Here is a 16,763-nt window from a genome sequence, read left to right on the forward strand (position 1 = left end):
GGATAGAGACATGAAACATATCATTTTTCATGTGGATGTTAACTCTGCCTTCCTTTCCTGGACAGCAGTTAAGAGGTTAAAAGAGAATCCGGATTCCATAGACCTTAGAACCATCCCTTCCGTTATCGGAGGGGATGTTAAGACCAGGCACGGCATTGTTACCGCCAAATCTATCCCCGCCAAAAAATACGGGATTCAGACTGCTGAGCCCATTGCCAGCGCTCTCCAGAAATGTCCCAAACTCGTGGTTGTTCCTTCGGATTTTAAGACCTACCATGAGTATTCAAGCGCCTTTATCAGTATCCTTAGGACCTACTCCGAAGTTCTTGAGCAGGTCTCTATTGATGAGGCTTATCTTGATGTCACTTCTTTAAAAGACATCTATCCTTCCCCTGATTTTCCACTAAATGTTGCACAGATGATCCGCGCCGAGATCAGGGATAATCTCGGCTTTACTGTAAACGTAGGCATTTCCAGCAATAAACTCCTTGCGAAAATGGCCAGCGATTTTACAAAGCCCGACAAAACTCACACACTATTCCCCTCGGAAATCAAAGAAAAAATGTGGCCACTTGATATCGGAGACCTGTACGGCTGCGGCAAAAAGACCGCAGAAAAGCTCCGCTCTGTGGGTATAAGGACCATAGGAGATGCTGCGTCATATTCTAAGGAGCTCTTAACGTCGCTCCTGGGTGAGAAGGCAGGCGAATACATATATCAGAGTGCAAACGGCATTGGCTCAGAAACCGTACATCCTGAGAGGGATGATCCCAAGAGCTACTCCAACGAGACCACCACTAAGAATGATATAACCACAGCCAATTTCGACACTGATATGCCTCCGATCGTAAGGCATCTTTCGGATAAAGTATCCGCAAGGCTTAAAAGAGATAACGTCTATGGCGGAACTATAAGTGTTCAGGTTAAGACCAGCGAATTTAAGCGCTTTTCAAGACAGCTCCGTCTTGCTGAGTCCACCAACGATGCGGATACCATATACGAAAACGCTCTTATGCTGCTGGGTGAGCTCCTTACCGGCGACAACGGCATTTTTGAAGAAGGAGTTGGCATACGCCTTGTTGGCGTTGGTGTGGATCATCTTGATAACGGAACCTTCAGGCAGGGCAATCTCTTTGACTGGATGACCACCGGGCAAAAAGAGCTTCAGGCAGAAAAAGAAAAGAAAGAAAAAGACGACAAGCTTGAAAAAATGGAAAGATCCATCCGCGATAAATTCGGGGATGGTCTGATACATAAAGGCTTTTGACAAAAAAAGACCGCCGTTTACGGCGGTCTTTGGTATTTTATACTGCAGCAAGTTCCTGAACCTGTGCGCGCTTCTCATAGAGGACGCATCCGCCCTTGTGGTCGTCAAGAAGGACGCCTTCGGACTGAAGTTCAAGGAAAAGCTTGGATTTCATAGCTTCCCTGAGAGAAGTCTCTTTTACATTGATGTCAGAATAAGGTGAGAATGGGCAAGGCTCTGCGCCTCCCTGTGAGTTGATGTGGAAGAAACCTCTTCCTGCGGCGATACATCCGTCTGAACTCTTCTCATCTCCAGGGAATGATACGAATACCATCTCAGGATGCTCTCTTCTGAGTCTCATGATCTCTGCCTTTAAGTACTCTCTGTCCTCATCGCCTGGTGCAAGGTGCTCAGAATTCTCATCTACAGGCACAAATTCTACGAAAATAACCGCCTTGCAGCCTTTCTCAGACATCATACTGATGAAACTCTCGGAGGAAACCTCTTTTAAATTGTCAGTTGTCACTGTTACAGATGCTCCGAAGATAAGGCCTCTTCTCTTGAGCTCATCCATGTTTGAAACAAGCTTCTCGTATACGCCCTCTCCTCTTCTTCTGTCAGTAGCTTCCTGCTCGCCCTCTATACTCATGATAGGGATCAGATTACGGTTCTTATCAAATTCGTCGAAGTACTTCTCTGTCATGAAAGTTCCGTTTGTAAAGATAGGGAACAGGATTGACTGCTTCTTGCCTGCAGCCTCTATTACTCCGCGCCTTAGAAGTGGCTCTCCTCCTGCAAGAAGAATAAAGCTTACTCCGAGGTCATCAGCTTCATCGAATATCTTGCTCCAATCCTCATCTGAGAGCTGCTTAACAGGCTCATTGTCATTGGTAGCATCATTACATCTGGAATAACAGCCTGCACAGTGAAGGTTGCAGCTGCTGGTAATGCTTGCAATAAGGAATGGCGGAACGTGTTCTCCTGCATCTTCCATCTTGGCTCTCTTTTTGGAAGCTGCGCTGCTGGCAATAGCGAATTTAGCCATATATGCGCTCTCTTTGGGGTTTCTGAGAGTGGCTCTTACGGCGTCGGCAACAACACGCTCAACTCCTCTGGTCATATACTCCTGAATATCAAAGCCTTTACTCATAACGTGATCCTCTTATATTTGTTATTGCTACAAACGATTATATCACGTTTTATATTTTTCGCTATTATATTGTGCGCTATTTTTTAATCATTTCTGATAGAAGGGTCCAGCCCTATTTCTTTTGCACGATCTGAGAGTATCTTCTTGATTTCTTTTTCTGTATATGTCTTAAATCCGGCTTCTTCCATGGTGTTCTTAAACACGTTGTCGTTCTCGTAATACTTTTTGCTGCCGGTATAAGTGTAATGATAATAGATGTGCTCTGAATCCTTCATATCTTCGGATAATATGTAGACCATGAGCTGAGTGTCCTTCCACTCCTCCATATCGATCTCTACATCATCCCCGAAATCAAAATCATTGACCGTCAAGAAATAATGCATCTTGTAGAAGAAATGATATCTGGCATCAGCATCAAGGAAGCCATAGTCATATATCGCAAGATTCGCTCCGCCTTTGCCAAATTCACCTACAAAGCCCTGTTCGCTGATGTTTCCCTCACGCCTTTCAGCCTCTACATATGTTATATATCTTATATATAACTTGCCTCCGACCTCTTTGATCACAAAGCTGAGTTTGGCAGGAATCATATCAGGATCACTGCGGGCAAAGACCAAAAGCTCATATTCACCGTCACTTCCGCAGTCAATATATTTGTAATCATAAATAGGATAATCAGCCTCAGCATCATAGTCTTCGAATTCGCAGTCCATTATTGCCTCTGCTTCTCCATTGAGATACGCAGTGTATAGGCCTGTTGTATCTCTTTCATCCCGGTAATATTTCTTTTCATAAGAAACCAGCAGACTTTCAGCTGTCACATCCTTAAACCATGAAAATCTCTCTTTTTCATTGCCGAAATACCAGGACTGCTCGCCGTCCTTGATCTCTTCTAAGGTTATCGTATTGTCCTCGATAAACATTCTGTAGAAGGTATTCATACCCCAGTAGGCATCGGCAGATTCACGTACGGTTGCATAAACCATGTATTTTGCATCTTCATCTTCTATGATGTATACGCTGTCAACATCACTAAGGCACGGCTCTACATCCAGCGCTCTGAAGACATCCATTTTCCATTCACTGAGCGCCTTGTCATCTGTAGTCTCATAGATCGAAGTCTGATAGAGCTTGGTATCATCGCCCCAGAAGGTCTTTATCACCTCCAGATATCCGTCCCTGTCCAGATCATCTATGGCATAGCCATAATCTATAAAGGGTGAAAAGACCTCCATGTCCTCCTCAGTAAGCTCCCAGAGATCAGAGTTGTCACTGATAACTGCAAGCTGCTCTTCATAAGGATATGCCAGCTCGTACGTATTCTCGGGCTCTTCCGGCTCAGGCTCAGCTTCAGGTTCACTCTGCAAAGCCTCCTGTGTAACCTCAGCCGCCGGGGCAGTATCTGCCTCGATAGCTTCGTTGTTGGAATTAAATCCACCACAGCCCGTTGTCAAAAGAGCTGTAGCCAGTATTATCAGTAATTGTCTTCTCTTCATGCGCAACACCCTATTTTCTTAAATCAGCTTTGTTGTCCACTTCGTGCAGTCCAGAACGTCCGTAGCAAGGTCCTGATAAAAGTCAGGCTCATGACAGACCATAATGACTGTGCCCTTGTACTCCTTAAGAGCTCTGTGAAGCTCCTCTTTTGCATCGACATCCAGATGGTTTGTAGGCTCATCCAGCACCAGAATGTTGGACTCTCTGTTCATTAGCTTGCAGAGCCTTACCTTTGCCTGCTCACCTCCGGAGAGGACCTTGCATTTACTCTCGATGTGCTTGGTTGTAAGTCCGCATTTAGCAAGGGCTGACCTTACCTCGTACTGTGAAAATCCGGGAAATTCATTCCAGATCTCCTCAAGACAGGTGGTCTCGATATCCGGTGGCATCTCCTGCTGGAAATACCCTATCTCAACGTTTTCACCCCTCTGGACTTTACCTGAGATCGGAGGGATTATGCCGAGAATGCTCTTTAAAAGAGTGGTCTTTCCGATTCCGTTTGCTCCTGTAAGAACAGTGAAGGTATTTCTCTCAATGGCCAGATTAAGCGGCTTTGACAGAGGTTCATCATAGCCTATCACAAGGTCTTTTACCTCAAAGAGGAACTTGCCGGGGGTTCTGGCTGTCTTGAAGTAAAACTCAGGCTTTGGCTTCTCCTGAATCTTCTCGATGAGGTCCATATTATCAAGCTTCTTCTGCCTTGCCATGGCCATATTTCTTGTGGCAACCCTGGCCTTGTTTCTGGCAACAAAGTCTTTAAGCTCTGCGATCTCCTGCTGCTGTCTGTTGTAAGCAGCTTCTCTCTGCGCCTTCTGGGCCTCATACACTTCCATAAACTTGTCGTAGTCGCCCACATAGCGCTCCAGGGCGTGTGTATAGCCGTCCATGTGATAAATGATATTTACCACGCTGTTGAGGAACGGAATGTCATGAGAGATCAGGATAAATGCGTTCTCATACTCCTGAAGGTATCTGGTGAGCCACACGATGTGCTCGGCATCCAGATAGTTTGTAGGCTCGTCCAAAAGCAATATATCGGGTTTTTGTAAAAGAAGCTTCGCAAGCAGTATCTTTGTTCTCTGTCCACCGGAAAGTTCGGTAACATCCCTGTCAAGGCCCAGCTCCAAAAATCCGAGAGCCCTTGAAACCTCCTCAATCTTTGAATCTATCAGGTAAAAATCGTGATTGGTAAGAAGGTCCTGGATGGTCCCAAGCTCCTCCATATAGTCCTCAAGCTCTTTTTCATCTGCCTCACCCATGGCATCGCAGATCTCGTTCATCCTGCGCTCCATTTCAAAGAGTTCGTCATAGGCTGAAGATAGCACATCCTTAATGGTCATGCCCTGTTTTAAGACTGCATGCTGATCAAGGTAGCCCACCTTCACGTTCTTGGCCCATTCAATTTTGCCGGCGTCAGGCATAAGCTGACCGGTTATGATGTTCATAAAAGTCGACTTTCCCTCGCCGTTGGCGCCCACAAGGCCGATGTGCTCGCCCTTTAGGAGCCTGAAGGAAACGTCATCGAAGATAGCTCTGTCACCAAAACCGTGTGTCAGATGCTCAACATTTAAAATACTCATAGTAATGCACACTCCACTTCTATATTTGTGTAATCAAATTTTACTATCTCCGGGGCTCTTAGTAAATTATTGTTAATTCTGTGCCTGTGGTTTAAGATAAGTGTATGCAAAACTTACTATTGCTCATATTTCCAATACTTCTTTTTGTCATAACCTTTTATTGTGCGACACTTTCAAAAAAAGGTCTTCTTTCCGACACTTTTCTTGACCTTGATCAGAGCAAGAACATTCAGGCTTTTGCCTGTTTAGCGATAATCATTCACCATGTCACCCAGCAGATATCGGTTTACGGAATGCGTCCCAAGGGACCGATCACGCTCTTTAGCTATATCGGGTACCTTTTTACTGCCCTGTTTTTCTTCTTTTCAGGGTACGGCCTGATGACCAGCCTAAACACCAAGCCGGATTACTTAAAGAGCTTTTTGAAAAAAAGACTTCCGGCGGTTCTGATTCCCTTTTGGATCATCAATGTGCTCGCAGTCATTCTGGTTTCATTTCTCCCGGGGCCAAAACTCTCTGCAAGTGGGATAGCCTGTGCAATAGCAGGAGTCACTCTCATAAACGGCAATGGCTGGTATATAATTGAGATTGTATTTTTTTATATCATCTTTCATGTACTGTTTAGATTTGTAAAAAACCGAAAGCTTGCCACAGCTCTTTTGTGTATCGCCACCGTATGCATCATTGTCTATGGTTTCTTACAGGGACACAATACCAAAGGCACTCAGCCTCGCTGGTTTGAGGGCGAGTGGTGGTACAATTCGACAATTACTTTCGCTTTTGGAGTCCTTTTTGCAGGCATGAAAGACAAATTCTCAGCTTTTTGTGTTAAACATTACAAGCTGATGCTTGCTCTTTTTGCTATACTGACAATAGTTTCAGTCAGAATAAGTGTATTTGCTCAGGAACATTTAGGTTACTACCATGAGGCTGTGCACCACGGGATGCGGGATGCATCCATAACACTAGTTATTCAAAGCGCTTCTGCCATCATTTTTACAAGCTTTGTCCTGATCCTCAACATGAGGCTGTCAATAGGAAACAGAGCTCTTTTGTTCATTCGCAATATGAGCCTTGAGCTGTTCCTTATCCACGGCCTTTTTGTGAATCAGATATTTGGCTCCCGTGAAATGAGCGATTTTGTCCGCTATACAGTTGTGTTTATATGCAGCATACTTTGTGCTGCACTCATTGCCCCTGTCGTGAACTTTTTGGTGAAAAAGATTACCGCTCTCCTTAATACCAATAGAGTTAAAAATGACACCCTCGAGCAAGCAATCATTGAAAAGCAAAGAGCGAAACGAATTAAGATTTTTGGCTTAACAGCGGGCGTTCTAATCGTTGCAGCTGTTATTTATTTCCTCGTTGGCAAATCCGTCATCTTAAAAGGCGAGCACTCAATAGAGCAGGCACAGCTTAAGAGTTCACAGGTCGGAGATATCGTCGAATGGGGCCACATAGACACAAATCCTTCTATCCCCGGAAAAGAGCGCATTACCTGGATAGTCCTTGAAAAAGACGATCAAAGCGCTCTTCTGATATCCGAAATGGGTCTTGCGGGAAGCTACTACCACCAGCATCACACGGCAATTTCCTGGGAGGACAGTGACCTGAGGGGGCTCATAAACTCTGATAAGTCCATTAAATCCTTTAGCAAATACGAGCGTCCTGACATGCTTTCCATAGACGGCGACCTTGTATCACTTCTGACCGCCTCGGAAGCTGATAAGCTCTTTTCCTCGGATGTATCAAGAGAACTTCTCATCACACCTATGGCTAAAGCTCAGGGAACAAATATCAACGATCTGAGTAAGCACCACGAGTGGGATATGACAAATGTAAAGACCTCCTGGTGGTGGCTTAGGGGCGATAAGGGCGTATCTGCACTAACGGCGCCCATAGTTACCGTAGACGGAGTCATCTCTTTAGACGAAAAGTACGTAAATAAGCCGGCCGGGGCCATAAGACCGGTCATAAGAGTCAAGATAGATTAATGCGGAGGGTGAGTATGGATCAAAACAACACCGAAATGAAAATAAAAACGCAGGACGTAGAAGCGTATCTTTGCAACAAGTACCCAGGTCAGCGCTTTGAAGTTACGGGCTGTACTCCAATGGCCGGCACTGCCAGGGATTATGACGAGTGGTTCTACAATGCACTGGATGCCGAAGGAAACGTCACAAATGAATCCTCCTTCGTCGCAAAAGGTATGCCTGATGGCGAATCCTATGTGCTCACAGATGATTTTTACGGCGAACTGATCCGTGACGAAATCGTAAGAAGCATCAAAAGAGCTACATCAGAAGCGGGCTTTACTGCCATAGATGTAAAGGTCTCCTTCTGGGAGCAATTCGGCTCGGATGAGGCAAAAGACATGTCGGCCCTTGATGTTCTGACCGGTAAAATAAACGCAGGAAACGATATCAAGATCTTTTTGGACGGCTCAGAGCTTAAACCCTCTTCCTACGACAATGTGCTTCCGGCACTGGAAAAGGTCTTTTCCCAAAAAAGATTCACAGGAGACTACTATGTGGTGATATTAAAGGGTAAAGACGCCGATCCTGCAAGAGAGAGGCTATATTCCGACAGTTTCACTCTGTAAGCAGCACTTCGAAGCAAAAGTCTAATGGGGGATGGCTTTAAATGAACAGTAATCTTACGATTGAAGAAATTGTTTTGATAAATAACCTGCTGTACGCAGAAAATCTCGGTGGTCCAAAGGGAACTTTTCTCTCTCCGGGCCAGGAGATGAAAACCATAGGTGATTACGTAAAGGGAACGCTGAAAAACTCTGACCTTATCGAGGATGACAAGGAGTACAGCACCGGAATCACAGGCTCCGAGTACAAAGAGATCCTTGCGGCTGTAAATAAGAATCAGCACCTTAAGGATATGATCATAATGCAGGTCCATATTGAGAGCTCAGATGCCGGCGGCGGAAGAAGCGCTCTGCTCTACGATCCTGCCTATAACGAGGCCATCGTTGGCTTTAAGGGAACCGAGGGAGATGCAGAGTGGATAGATAATCTCTCAGGCCTGTGCAAAGTGCCCACTGCCTATCAGCAAAGCGCCCTGGACTGGTACAGGTCCCTCGACCTTTCAGGCTACGATATCATTACCGTTACAGGCCATTCAAAGGGTGGAAACAAGTCCAAATTCATAACGCTCATGGATGAAAGCGTTGACAACTGCTTCGCCATGGACGGACAGGGCTTCAACGACGAATTCATCAAAAAATATGCCTCAAATATCAGGGATTATCAGGATAAGATCCTTAACATCAACGCAGAGAGCGATTTTGTTAATATCCTCCTCAATGACGTGGGCAAAAGGACCTATTACCTTGGGACAAACTTCGGAAGACTTGGTTTTGTCGAGAATCACTGCTCAAACGCTCTTCTTTTCTTTGATGATCAGGGCGATCCTTCAGTTTGGAAGGCGCAAAAGCAGGATAAGAGAATGTCTGATCTTGACCATATGCTCAACAGCTTTGTAAGATCCTACCCTTCGGGCAAGAAGGAGATGCTCTACAACGCCCTTGCAAACATCATTGTCTGCGCCAAAAACAATGACTCCGAGGGCATCATCAGCTCTTTTACCGGAGAAAAATACAGCGATAATACCGCTGATCTCTTGGCCTTCATTCTCAGATACAAGGAAGAAAAGCCTGAGATAATGGCATCTCTACAGGAAATCCTGAGCCAAAACGGTTTTGATACCGCGATGCTGGGCGTAATTGACTTTGTTACCAATCATGAGCTACTCATGGAGTTTATAGGAGCCAGCCCTAATTCCATAATAGGTCTTCTCAGGCTTAATAATGCGCCAAAAGAGCTTGTCACATTCCTTCAAAACCACCGTGAACTCTTTGATTTCCTGATCCTTACAGCCAGCAAAATGCGCTCAATAGATCCCACAAAATATAGGGGCGATGACATGACTCCGGATACGGCCGGAGGCTGGTTTAGCAGCTTTGCAAGGCGTACAGACCGGGGAAAAAAGGTTCTTATTGCGGCTTTCATTTTTCTGCTAATTTTGTTTTTCTTATTCTTATTTGTGGTACATTAATTGTGCTATAATTTTTTTATGAAACTATTTTTTAAAGCAGATAAGTACATAACAAGGGTGGAAAGCCCAAGAGTAAACAGCGCCAGAACACGTAAATCACAGGTTCTTTTATACATCGATAAGTATTTTGACATGTACAACCACGAATACCTTGGAAGTGTCTATACGGCCTGCAAGGAATATATTGAGGAGATGATGGACGAGGAGGAGAGTTCATCTTCAAACATAAGTCCCGAGGTTCAGGCCTGCACCACCATCATCAAGGGCCTTCAGGATTTTATCGGGCAGGGCAAACACGAAGAGCTGCGCTACATGAAGCTTTTGGCAGCCAAGGAAGCCTTCAAATTCTACTGTGCCATGATATCCAAGGTGACGGAATTTGAGATCATTGACAGGAAACAGGCCAAGAGAAGGATTACCAAATTTTATAACGAATGTGGTCTTGAGTGACTAAAAAGGGAAGGCTTTCGCCTTCCCTTTAATTATACCTTTTTGTATGTTCCGATCAGTTGAGCACTACACTGCCCCATGTATCTGCAGGTACAAGTCCGATATAGGTCTTTCCTCTGTTAATGGAGATCTCCTGTCCTGCTGAGTTGTAGTAGTGTGTCATTCCTGTCTCGCTTCCCTTGGACCATGTGATAGGAATAGCCTTACCGTTTGTGATGTAGTATCCGCTTCCTGATCCGATCACGTTGTAGGTAAGATATCCGTTCTTATCAAGCTGGTTAAAAGAGACATTCTGCAGGATTACGTTCTTGAAAGTCATTACCTGACCATCTTCCGCATCAGCATGAATTGATCCGTACTCGTAGTAGTCGTAGGTTCTTGTTCCTGCATTAAATGCAAGTCTGCTCTTATTGTGAGGGAACACGTTTCCAAGCTCTACGTTGTTTGCAACAAGCTCGCTTGCAAGATCGGTGTCAGCTCCGTTAAATACGAAGTGAGTTCCTCTCTCAAGCCCAAGTGTATAGGTGGTAGGAATTCCTGCCTTGGCAAATCTTCCAAGCATCTCCTGTCCGAATACATACTCAGTGAACTCTGTCGGCTTACCGTTCTTTATTCTTGAGAATCCGCCGCTGATATGAGCTGCGTATGGCTGAGCCAGATATGTGTTGATATAAAACGGACCGCCGTCATGGATAAGAACAGCATTGTACTCATCGGCAATCATAACATTTGTTGTTCTTGTACTGCGGATGCTTCCTGTTCTCTGAAGGTTTGTCCAATCCTTATACAGACACATGAGTCTGGTGATTCTTCCGTTTGCAGTGCTGTTCATCATCTCATAGACAACATCAGCCTCAGCTGTACCATAATGCTGAAGAGCTTTCTTTTCATTGTCTACCATGATGGCTACAGGTCTCTGTCCGGCAATTCCATCGGAAACTTCAAGTCCCGTAAGCTCGTTAGTTGCAGCATAAACCGTTGTAGGCAGCATAAATGTGAGCACTGCACATAATACCAAAGCAAAAACTGTCTTTAATCGCATAAAATGGCCTCCTTTAAAATTCGGGGTGAGTAATATCCATTATATCATACAATTGCACTCTTTATACAGTTAACTGCACGGTTTCTTCCTGCTTTTTCCATACATTGAGGCTCCTTGCACCTCTCTTTTCCCCGATAACAATGACAGCGACCGTTGCTACAATGGTCACAACCAGCAAAAATGCTGAACCCTCAACACCAAAGGTCGGGTCATAGAAGAAAGTGATCTGTCCAACGGAGGCCTCAAGCTTCGCAATGGAAAAAGAGCTGACGATTCCGCTGTTGGGAAGTCCGAAAATAATATTCTGAGTATAATTCCAGCCTGCGTGCGCCATCATAGGAATCCAGATGCTGTCAAAGTAATATACGAAGCATGAATAAAATACTGCAATTACAACGAGGTGAATGATCGGAATTACTGATACTCCGGGGTTTAAAAGATGCAACGCCATGAAAATAAGGGCATTTCCGATTATAGCCACCCAGGGAGACTTATAGCCTCTTCTTAGCCTCTGATACAGAAAATTTCTGCACATAAGCTCCTCTGAAGATGACTGGATAAATACAACAATAAACATGGCTATCAGTCTGATGATCGGGAATCCGTTATATGAAAGATGAATGTCGCTATGAAGTGCTGCAAATAATATACCCAGCGCATTCTCACCAAAGCCGATCAAAAGGCCAATAAGAAGCATCTTAAGAGTATTTCCCTTTGCCTCGGGCGTAAGAGCTCTGAGAATAGGCCTGTTCAGCTTTGTCACAGCACAGTACAAGGCAAATATCAGCCACTGGAATATTGTTGATGCATACATGATAAACAAAGACCAGAAACCGTCGTCATTAACTGTTGGGTATAAGCGTATAATAAGATATTCAAAAGGCGCCGCAAGAACCGACGCAACAATCATCAAAAAGATAAACAACAGAAAAATAACGAAAATGCTGTCATGCCAGGTAAAACCTTCATTATGAATTCTCTTAATGAATGACTTTTTCTCTACTACATTTTCTTCACTCATAGATTACCCCCTTATCTTTTATATCCAATATCTGCAGCTCTTGCGTTAAGTAGTGCCTCAATGTCAGCGTGAGTATAGGTCTTAACGCCGCATTCATTAAACTTCTGCTTTACGGGATTTGAATCCTCGTAATCTGCATCAGTAGTAACATCTTCATAATTGTCATTTATCATGAAATACTCATAGTAATGAGTTCTCTGCTCATAATCGGCCTCAAAGTAATAATCCCTGATTCCGATGTGGTCCACATCAAGGCCGTCAACAGGAAGTACCTGATAATCAGTCTTATCATAGAGGTAAATATCGTTGTAAAGAGTAAGTGTCTCCTCACATCCGTAAAAGAACTTGTAATCACCCTTCGCATCTACAAATGCATAATCCACGATATGGATAGCTGCTCCGCCTGATCCACCGGATGAAATCTTTCCGTCAGCTTCAACCTGCAAGTCACTCCTAGACCATGCGTCCTGATCAAAGCAGATAACAAGCTCACCGTCGATATCCTTGATGATCATGTAGAGAGTAAACTCCGGATCAAAAAAGGTCTCAGTCAGCATCTCAGGGATTCCGTCGCTTCCGCAATCAATCATGGTATATGTTGTGTCGGAAGCCTTTTTGTAATCGGTTGATCCTTCAAGAGCACTGACGATTTCGTCCATTGTATAAGACTTGCCCTTTTCAAGGCAAAGAGATGTCTCAAGATAAGAAGTTCTGTCCCCTGCACCGGTGTACTTGGCCTTGGCATTTCCTGCCTTAAAGTCGTCATAGAGAGATGACTCTGATTCAGCCTGCTGGCTCTGTGCATCGCTCTGTGATTCTTCCTTTACTTCAGGTGCTGCTTCGCTTTGTGCGTTTTCAGATTGCTCCGATCCGCTTTCTGAAACCTGCTCAAATAAAGAGTTGTTTGCCTGTGCATTATCCGCACTCTTTCCACATCCGGCTAAAATAGCTGTCATCAGCACCCCTGCCACAACAGCTGTTGCGATTCTTTTTTTCATATTCCTTTTCTCCTCCTGTACTGACCTAATTGTCAGACAATTTCCATAATAAAAAACTCTTCGGAAATAATCAACTTCCGGAGAGTTTTTTAATAGTTATTTAATATTGTCGGATTATTTGCCAAACAGGCTTGTTACCGTGTTCATAATGGCTTTGTTCTTCAGGATCTCATCAAGAATGCCACTGAGCTGTGACTTCTCACCCTTTAAAAGAGCCATTGCAGCTTTCTTGGTATCTGCATCTGCAGCTCTGTAGAGTTCAAGGAGCTTTTTCTCTGTAGCTGTAACCTTTACGGATGAACCTGTTGTGCTCTTCTTAGCTGTTGTAGCAGGTTTCTTGGCAGCTGTAGTCTTCTTGGCTGTTGTAGCAGGTTTCTTAGCAGTTGTAGTCTTTTTGGCTGTTGTCTTCTTTGCTGTGGCCATACTTCTCTCCTCCTTGTGATGTGAACGAAATACTCATATATCCATAATATCCCAATTAAGGCCTCTCAACAATTCCCTATGGGCGTAAAAAATCCCCCACCGCTTAGCAAGCAATGAGGGGTTCTTTCCTCGTCAAATATCAAGTACTATAGTTACAGGTCCGTCATTTATCGATTCCACCTTCATATCTGCTCCGAATTCACCGGTTTGAACTTCAAATCCCCGGCCCCTGCACTCGGAAACAACCATTTCATAAAGTGGTTTTGAAATCTCTGGTCTTGCAGCTTCCGTAAACCCGGGTCTTCTGGAACTGCAATCTGCATAAAGAGTGAACTGACTTACTATAAGCAATTTAGCTCCGGCATCCTTAGGAGAAATGTTCATCTTTCCATTCTCGTCCTCAAATACTCTGAGTCCGCATATCTTGTCGGCAATCTTTTTTGCCTGCTCCTGTGTATCAGTAGTCCTAACTCCCAGGAGAACCAGAAACCCTTTATCGATCTCCGATGTCTTTATCCCGTCAATAGTTACTGATGCTGACAAAACTCTTGTGATTACCGCTCTCATGATCTCCTCCGGCTAAAATTTATTCAGCCTGAGAAATGATTACACTCTCCACAATGTGTGCAAGTTGCTTCAGGCTGGCTAATATCTACTGTAATTACTTCTCCACACTCGTGGCAAGCTATATTCATCATCTGAGGGTTTACAGTTTCTGTTACAACTATTGTATCAACAGGATCTACTGTAACAGGGCTAGCTGCAAAGATGTGAATAAATGCAAAATGGAAAATAAGGAATACAATTAACATGATTCCGAAAAATGTTGTTGCGATGCCAATAAAACTCTTTCTCATAACTATTCTCCTTAATATCTCGACGTGATTTGTTATGAGAAAATATTATCATCCGGTTTATCACAGAAATATCACACAGTCATAAAAAGGCGCTTTCAGCCTCTTTTATCATGTCACTTAGCTCCTGATCCGATAAATCAATCACCCAGGCCAGCATTGTGATATTGTGTGCATGTTCCTCCACAGAAAACTTGGGACACGTAAGGTACGTATCGATCTCATCACAGAGTTTTTTCCTGATATCTTCTTCTGAACGCATGAGGCACCTCTCGAAATTGAGTGTGAATATAGTCTATATTCTGATTATACCTCATTTCTGCCCCTTCTCACAATTGAAGCAGGCCATTTTTCAGATCTCTCAGTATTCCGAAGCACTCTCTTACCACATTGTTGGGTACATACTGAGGCTCCATATATGCTGCAATACCGCAAATATCGGCATCTGTCAGCTTCTGTGCCAAATGCACTCCCCTAAATACATGAAAGCCGTTTGTGACAATTCCAATGTGGAGATTCTCCGTGGATCCTTCCCTGTCTTCTATAATAGCCAGGGCGTTGGCTATATTATCATCCGTATCAAGGGACTTATCTTCGGCTATAAGCCTATCCTGAGATATTCCCTTGGATATGAGGTAATCTCTGCCTCCTTCACCCTCGCTTATGGTTTCATTTACACCCTTTGCTCCGGTGGTGATACAAATGGTATCGTCATTTTCTTTTAAGTATTCTGAGGCCTTTTCAAGCCTGTATCTGTATACAACACTGGGGCCGGAGCTCCTCATCTGGGCACCCAGAACAATTATATAGTCCAAATTCTCTTCGCCCTTGTCTGAAAAATGCGAGAATATCGCAATAAAGCACACCAAAAACACGGCTGCAACTGCTGTAATAACAGCTATTGCGCCGTATCTGATGACTTTGGGAATTCTCATCCATCTCCCTTTCCCTGAAAGGAAAAAGCACAGTGCGAAAAATGCGCTGCCTGCCAGCCAGATGGTAAAGGAATAGGTTCCGCTCCCAACCATATATACCATGGCTGAGTACAATAAGCAGATTACTGCCAGTCCCAGCCATAGTATTCTGATCCTTGGTTTAAAAAACTTCATTACTTAGCTGCTGCAAAGCCTTTCTCAAGATCTGCGATGATGTCATCTATATGCTCGGTACCGATTGAAAGTCTGATGGTACTCTGTGTGATTCCCTGATCTGCAAGCTCCTCATCATTGAGCTGTGAATGAGTAGTTGTTGCAGGATGAATAACAAGGCTCTTAACATCCGCTACGTTAGCAAGAAGTGAGAAGATCTCCAGATTGTCGATGAACTTCCAGGCTGCATCTTTTCCGCCCTTGATCTCAAAGGTAAAGATTGATGCTCCGCCATTTGGGAAGTACTTCTCATAAAGAGCATGGTCAGGGTGATCAGGAAGTGAAGGATGGTTAACCTTCTCTACCTGAGGGTGGTTTGCAAGGAACTCAACCACTTTCTTGGTATTCTCTGCATGTCTGTCAAGACGGAGAGATAATGTCTCAACACCCTGAAGAAGCAGGAATGCGTTAAATGGTGAAATAGTTGCGCCTGTATCTCTAAGAAGGATTGCTCTGATGTATGTAACAAATGCAGCCGGTCCTACAGCATCATAGAATGATACGCCGTGATAGCTTGGATTAGGAGCTGCGATCTGTGGGTAATTTCCGCTTTCCTTCCAGTTGAACTTACCTGACTCAACAATGATTCCGCCAAGAGTAGTTCCGTGACCACCGATAAACTTCGTTGCTGAGTGTACCACGATATCAGCGCCGTGTTCAATAGGTCTTATAAGGTATGGTGTTCCGAAGGTATTATCAATTACCAGCGGAAGTCCATGCTTGTGAGCGATCTCTGCAATAGCATCAATATCCGGAATATCACTGTTAGGATTTCCAAGTGTCTCAAGATAGATGGCTCTTGTGTTCTCCTTGATTGCTCCCTCAACCTCTGCCAGGTTGTGTGCATCAACGAACGTAGTTGTCACACCGTACTGTGGAAGAGTGTGTGCAAGAAGGTTGTAGCTTCCGCCATAGATGGTCTTCTGTGCAACGATATGTCCGCCGTTTGCAGCAAGTGCCTCGATTGTATAAGTAATAGCTGCTGCTCCTGAAGCTACTGCCAGTGCTGCGCTGCCACCCTCAAGTGCTGCTATTCTCTTCTCTAAAACATCCTGTGTGCTGTTTGTCAGTCTTCCGTAGATGTTTCCGGCATCAGCAAGTCCAAATCTGTCTGCTGCATGCTGTGAATTCCTGAAAACATATGATGTTGTCTGATAGATCGGTACCGCTCTTGCATCTGTTGCGGGATCCGGCTGTTCCTGTCCTACGTGTAACTGCAGTGTCTCAAATTTGTAATTGCTCATACCATTAAATCCTCCGTTCGTGTTTTCTTGAAACTGATGATA

17 protein-coding genes are annotated in these 16,763 nt (G+C 44.3%); 5 read left to right on the top strand and 12 right to left on the bottom strand.

All coding sequences use genetic code 11. The features are described from left to right. Nucleotides 1–10 precede the first annotated feature (10 nt). Nucleotides 11–1,267, top strand: coding sequence for a DNA polymerase Y family protein (locus tag G633_RS0105315; protein WP_026519292.1), 1,257 nt, complete (start codon nt 11–13; stop codon nt 1,265–1,267). Nucleotides 1,268–1,304: 37 nt separating this feature from the next. Here G633_RS0105315 and G633_RS0105320 read toward each other — a convergent pair whose 3' ends face one another. The 3 genes from G633_RS0105320 to G633_RS0105330 form a co-directional block, all read right to left on the bottom strand. Continuing rightward, nucleotides 1,305–2,396, bottom strand: coding sequence for a radical SAM protein (locus tag G633_RS0105320; RefSeq protein ID WP_026519293.1), 1,092 nt, complete (start codon nt 2,394–2,396; stop codon nt 1,305–1,307). Between the two features lie 83 nt (nt 2,397–2,479). Further along, nucleotides 2,480–3,892, bottom strand: a complete 1,413-nt coding sequence (locus G633_RS0105325; protein ID WP_026519294.1) for a hypothetical protein — start codon at nt 3,890–3,892, stop codon at nt 2,480–2,482. Between the two features lie 18 nt (nt 3,893–3,910). Beyond that, nucleotides 3,911–5,473: an ABC-F family ATP-binding cassette domain-containing protein gene (locus G633_RS0105330; RefSeq protein WP_026519295.1), complete on the bottom strand. Its 1,563-nt coding sequence runs from the start codon at nt 5,471–5,473 to the stop codon at nt 3,911–3,913. A 104-nt stretch (nt 5,474–5,577) separates the two neighbouring features. On the opposite strand from G633_RS0105330, the gene G633_RS0105335 reads away from it, so the two are divergent. The 4 genes from G633_RS0105335 to G633_RS0105350 are packed head-to-tail and all read left to right on the top strand — an operon-like array spanning nt 5,578 to nt 9,991. Next, on the top strand, nt 5,578–7,467 hold the full coding sequence (locus tag G633_RS0105335) for an acyltransferase family protein (protein WP_081664690.1): 1,890 nt from the start codon (nt 5,578–5,580) through the stop codon (nt 7,465–7,467). A 14-nt stretch (nt 7,468–7,481) separates the two neighbouring features. Further along, nucleotides 7,482–8,075, top strand: coding sequence for a hypothetical protein (locus tag G633_RS0105340; RefSeq protein WP_026519297.1), 594 nt, complete (start codon nt 7,482–7,484; stop codon nt 8,073–8,075). Nucleotides 8,076–8,116: 41 nt separating this feature from the next. Continuing rightward, on the top strand, nt 8,117–9,541 hold the full coding sequence (locus G633_RS17485) for an Mbeg1-like protein (RefSeq protein WP_051199978.1): 1,425 nt from the start codon (nt 8,117–8,119) through the stop codon (nt 9,539–9,541). A gap of 18 nt (nt 9,542–9,559) precedes the next feature. Next, a complete protein-coding gene (locus G633_RS0105350; RefSeq protein ID WP_155828833.1) occupies nt 9,560–9,991 on the top strand; it encodes a hypothetical protein in 432 nt (143 codons plus the stop codon). A gap of 55 nt (nt 9,992–10,046) precedes the next feature. On the opposite strand, the gene G633_RS0105355 is transcribed toward G633_RS0105350, so the two are convergent. From G633_RS0105355 to G633_RS0105395, 9 genes are all read right to left on the bottom strand, one after another. Next, nucleotides 10,047–11,033, bottom strand: a complete 987-nt coding sequence (locus G633_RS0105355; RefSeq protein WP_026519298.1) for a DUF3048 domain-containing protein — start codon at nt 11,031–11,033, stop codon at nt 10,047–10,049. 61 nt (nt 11,034–11,094) lie between these two features. Next, nucleotides 11,095–12,054: a CPBP family intramembrane glutamic endopeptidase gene (locus G633_RS19695; RefSeq protein ID WP_081664691.1), complete on the bottom strand. Its 960-nt coding sequence runs from the start codon at nt 12,052–12,054 to the stop codon at nt 11,095–11,097. Nucleotides 12,055–12,065: 11 nt separating this feature from the next. Further along, nucleotides 12,066–13,052 (bottom strand): hypothetical protein, encoded by a 987-nt coding sequence (locus tag G633_RS0105365; protein WP_026519299.1) that lies wholly within the window; start codon nt 13,050–13,052, stop codon nt 12,066–12,068. A gap of 114 nt (nt 13,053–13,166) precedes the next feature. Continuing rightward, entirely contained in the window at nt 13,167–13,475 is a 309-nt protein-coding gene (locus tag G633_RS20070) for a hypothetical protein (protein ID WP_026519300.1), read from the bottom strand. 132 nt (nt 13,476–13,607) lie between these two features. Beyond that, on the bottom strand, nt 13,608–14,042 hold the full coding sequence (dtd, locus tag G633_RS0105375) for a D-aminoacyl-tRNA deacylase (protein ID WP_026519301.1): 435 nt from the start codon (nt 14,040–14,042) through the stop codon (nt 13,608–13,610). 23 nt (nt 14,043–14,065) lie between these two features. Further along, nucleotides 14,066–14,332, bottom strand: a complete 267-nt coding sequence (locus tag G633_RS0105380) for a hypothetical protein (protein ID WP_026519302.1) — start codon at nt 14,330–14,332, stop codon at nt 14,066–14,068. Nucleotides 14,333–14,411: 79 nt separating this feature from the next. After that, nucleotides 14,412–14,591, bottom strand: coding sequence for a hypothetical protein (locus tag G633_RS0105385; RefSeq protein WP_022767662.1), 180 nt, complete (start codon nt 14,589–14,591; stop codon nt 14,412–14,414). A gap of 67 nt (nt 14,592–14,658) precedes the next feature. Further along, a complete protein-coding gene (locus G633_RS0105390; protein ID WP_026519303.1) occupies nt 14,659–15,438 on the bottom strand; it encodes a YdcF family protein in 780 nt (259 codons plus the stop codon). Further along, a complete protein-coding gene (locus G633_RS0105395) occupies nt 15,438–16,721 on the bottom strand; it encodes an O-acetylhomoserine aminocarboxypropyltransferase/cysteine synthase family protein (RefSeq protein WP_022767664.1) in 1,284 nt (427 codons plus the stop codon). The genes G633_RS0105390 and G633_RS0105395 overlap by 1 nt, the downstream gene beginning before the upstream one ends. Nucleotides 16,722–16,763 lie beyond the last annotated feature (42 nt).

It is taken from the genome of Butyrivibrio sp. FCS006, assembly GCF_000424525.1.
In the GTDB taxonomy this organism is placed as follows: Bacteria; Bacillota; Clostridia; order Lachnospirales; family Lachnospiraceae; genus Butyrivibrio.

Bases quoted from the DNA above. Each gene is read 5' to 3' on its own strand.
- G633_RS0105350 (WP_155828833.1), top strand. From the start codon at position 9,560: ATGAAACTATTTTTTAAAGCAGATAAGTACATAACAAGGGTGGAAAGC.
- G633_RS0105390 (WP_026519303.1), bottom strand. From the start codon at position 15,438: ATGAAGTTTTTTAAACCAAGGATCAGAATACTATGGCTGGGACTGGCA.
- G633_RS0105395 (WP_022767664.1), bottom strand. From the start codon at position 16,721: ATGAGCAATTACAAATTTGAGACACTGCAGTTACACGTAGGACAGGAA.
- G633_RS0105335 (WP_081664690.1), top strand. From the start codon at position 5,578: ATGCAAAACTTACTATTGCTCATATTTCCAATACTTCTTTTTGTCATA.
- G633_RS0105355 (WP_026519298.1), bottom strand. From the start codon at position 11,033: ATGCGATTAAAGACAGTTTTTGCTTTGGTATTATGTGCAGTGCTCACA.
- G633_RS0105330 (WP_026519295.1), bottom strand. From the start codon at position 5,473: ATGAGTATTTTAAATGTTGAGCATCTGACACACGGTTTTGGTGACAGA.
- G633_RS0105340 (WP_026519297.1), top strand. From the start codon at position 7,482: ATGGATCAAAACAACACCGAAATGAAAATAAAAACGCAGGACGTAGAA.
- G633_RS0105315 (WP_026519292.1), top strand. From the start codon at position 11: ATGAAACATATCATTTTTCATGTGGATGTTAACTCTGCCTTCCTTTCC.
- G633_RS0105325 (WP_026519294.1), bottom strand. From the start codon at position 3,892: ATGAAGAGAAGACAATTACTGATAATACTGGCTACAGCTCTTTTGACA.
- G633_RS0105385 (WP_022767662.1), bottom strand. From the start codon at position 14,591: ATGCGTTCAGAAGAAGATATCAGGAAAAAACTCTGTGATGAGATCGAT.
- G633_RS0105320 (WP_026519293.1), bottom strand. From the start codon at position 2,396: ATGAGTAAAGGCTTTGATATTCAGGAGTATATGACCAGAGGAGTTGAG.
- G633_RS0105365 (WP_026519299.1), bottom strand. From the start codon at position 13,052: ATGAAAAAAAGAATCGCAACAGCTGTTGTGGCAGGGGTGCTGATGACA.
- G633_RS20070 (WP_026519300.1), bottom strand. From the start codon at position 13,475: ATGGCCACAGCAAAGAAGACAACAGCCAAAAAGACTACAACTGCTAAG.
- G633_RS0105380 (WP_026519302.1), bottom strand. From the start codon at position 14,332: ATGAGAAAGAGTTTTATTGGCATCGCAACAACATTTTTCGGAATCATG.
- G633_RS19695 (WP_081664691.1), bottom strand. From the start codon at position 12,054: ATGAGTGAAGAAAATGTAGTAGAGAAAAAGTCATTCATTAAGAGAATT.
- G633_RS17485 (WP_051199978.1), top strand. From the start codon at position 8,117: ATGAACAGTAATCTTACGATTGAAGAAATTGTTTTGATAAATAACCTG.
- dtd (WP_026519301.1), bottom strand. From the start codon at position 14,042: ATGAGAGCGGTAATCACAAGAGTTTTGTCAGCATCAGTAACTATTGAC.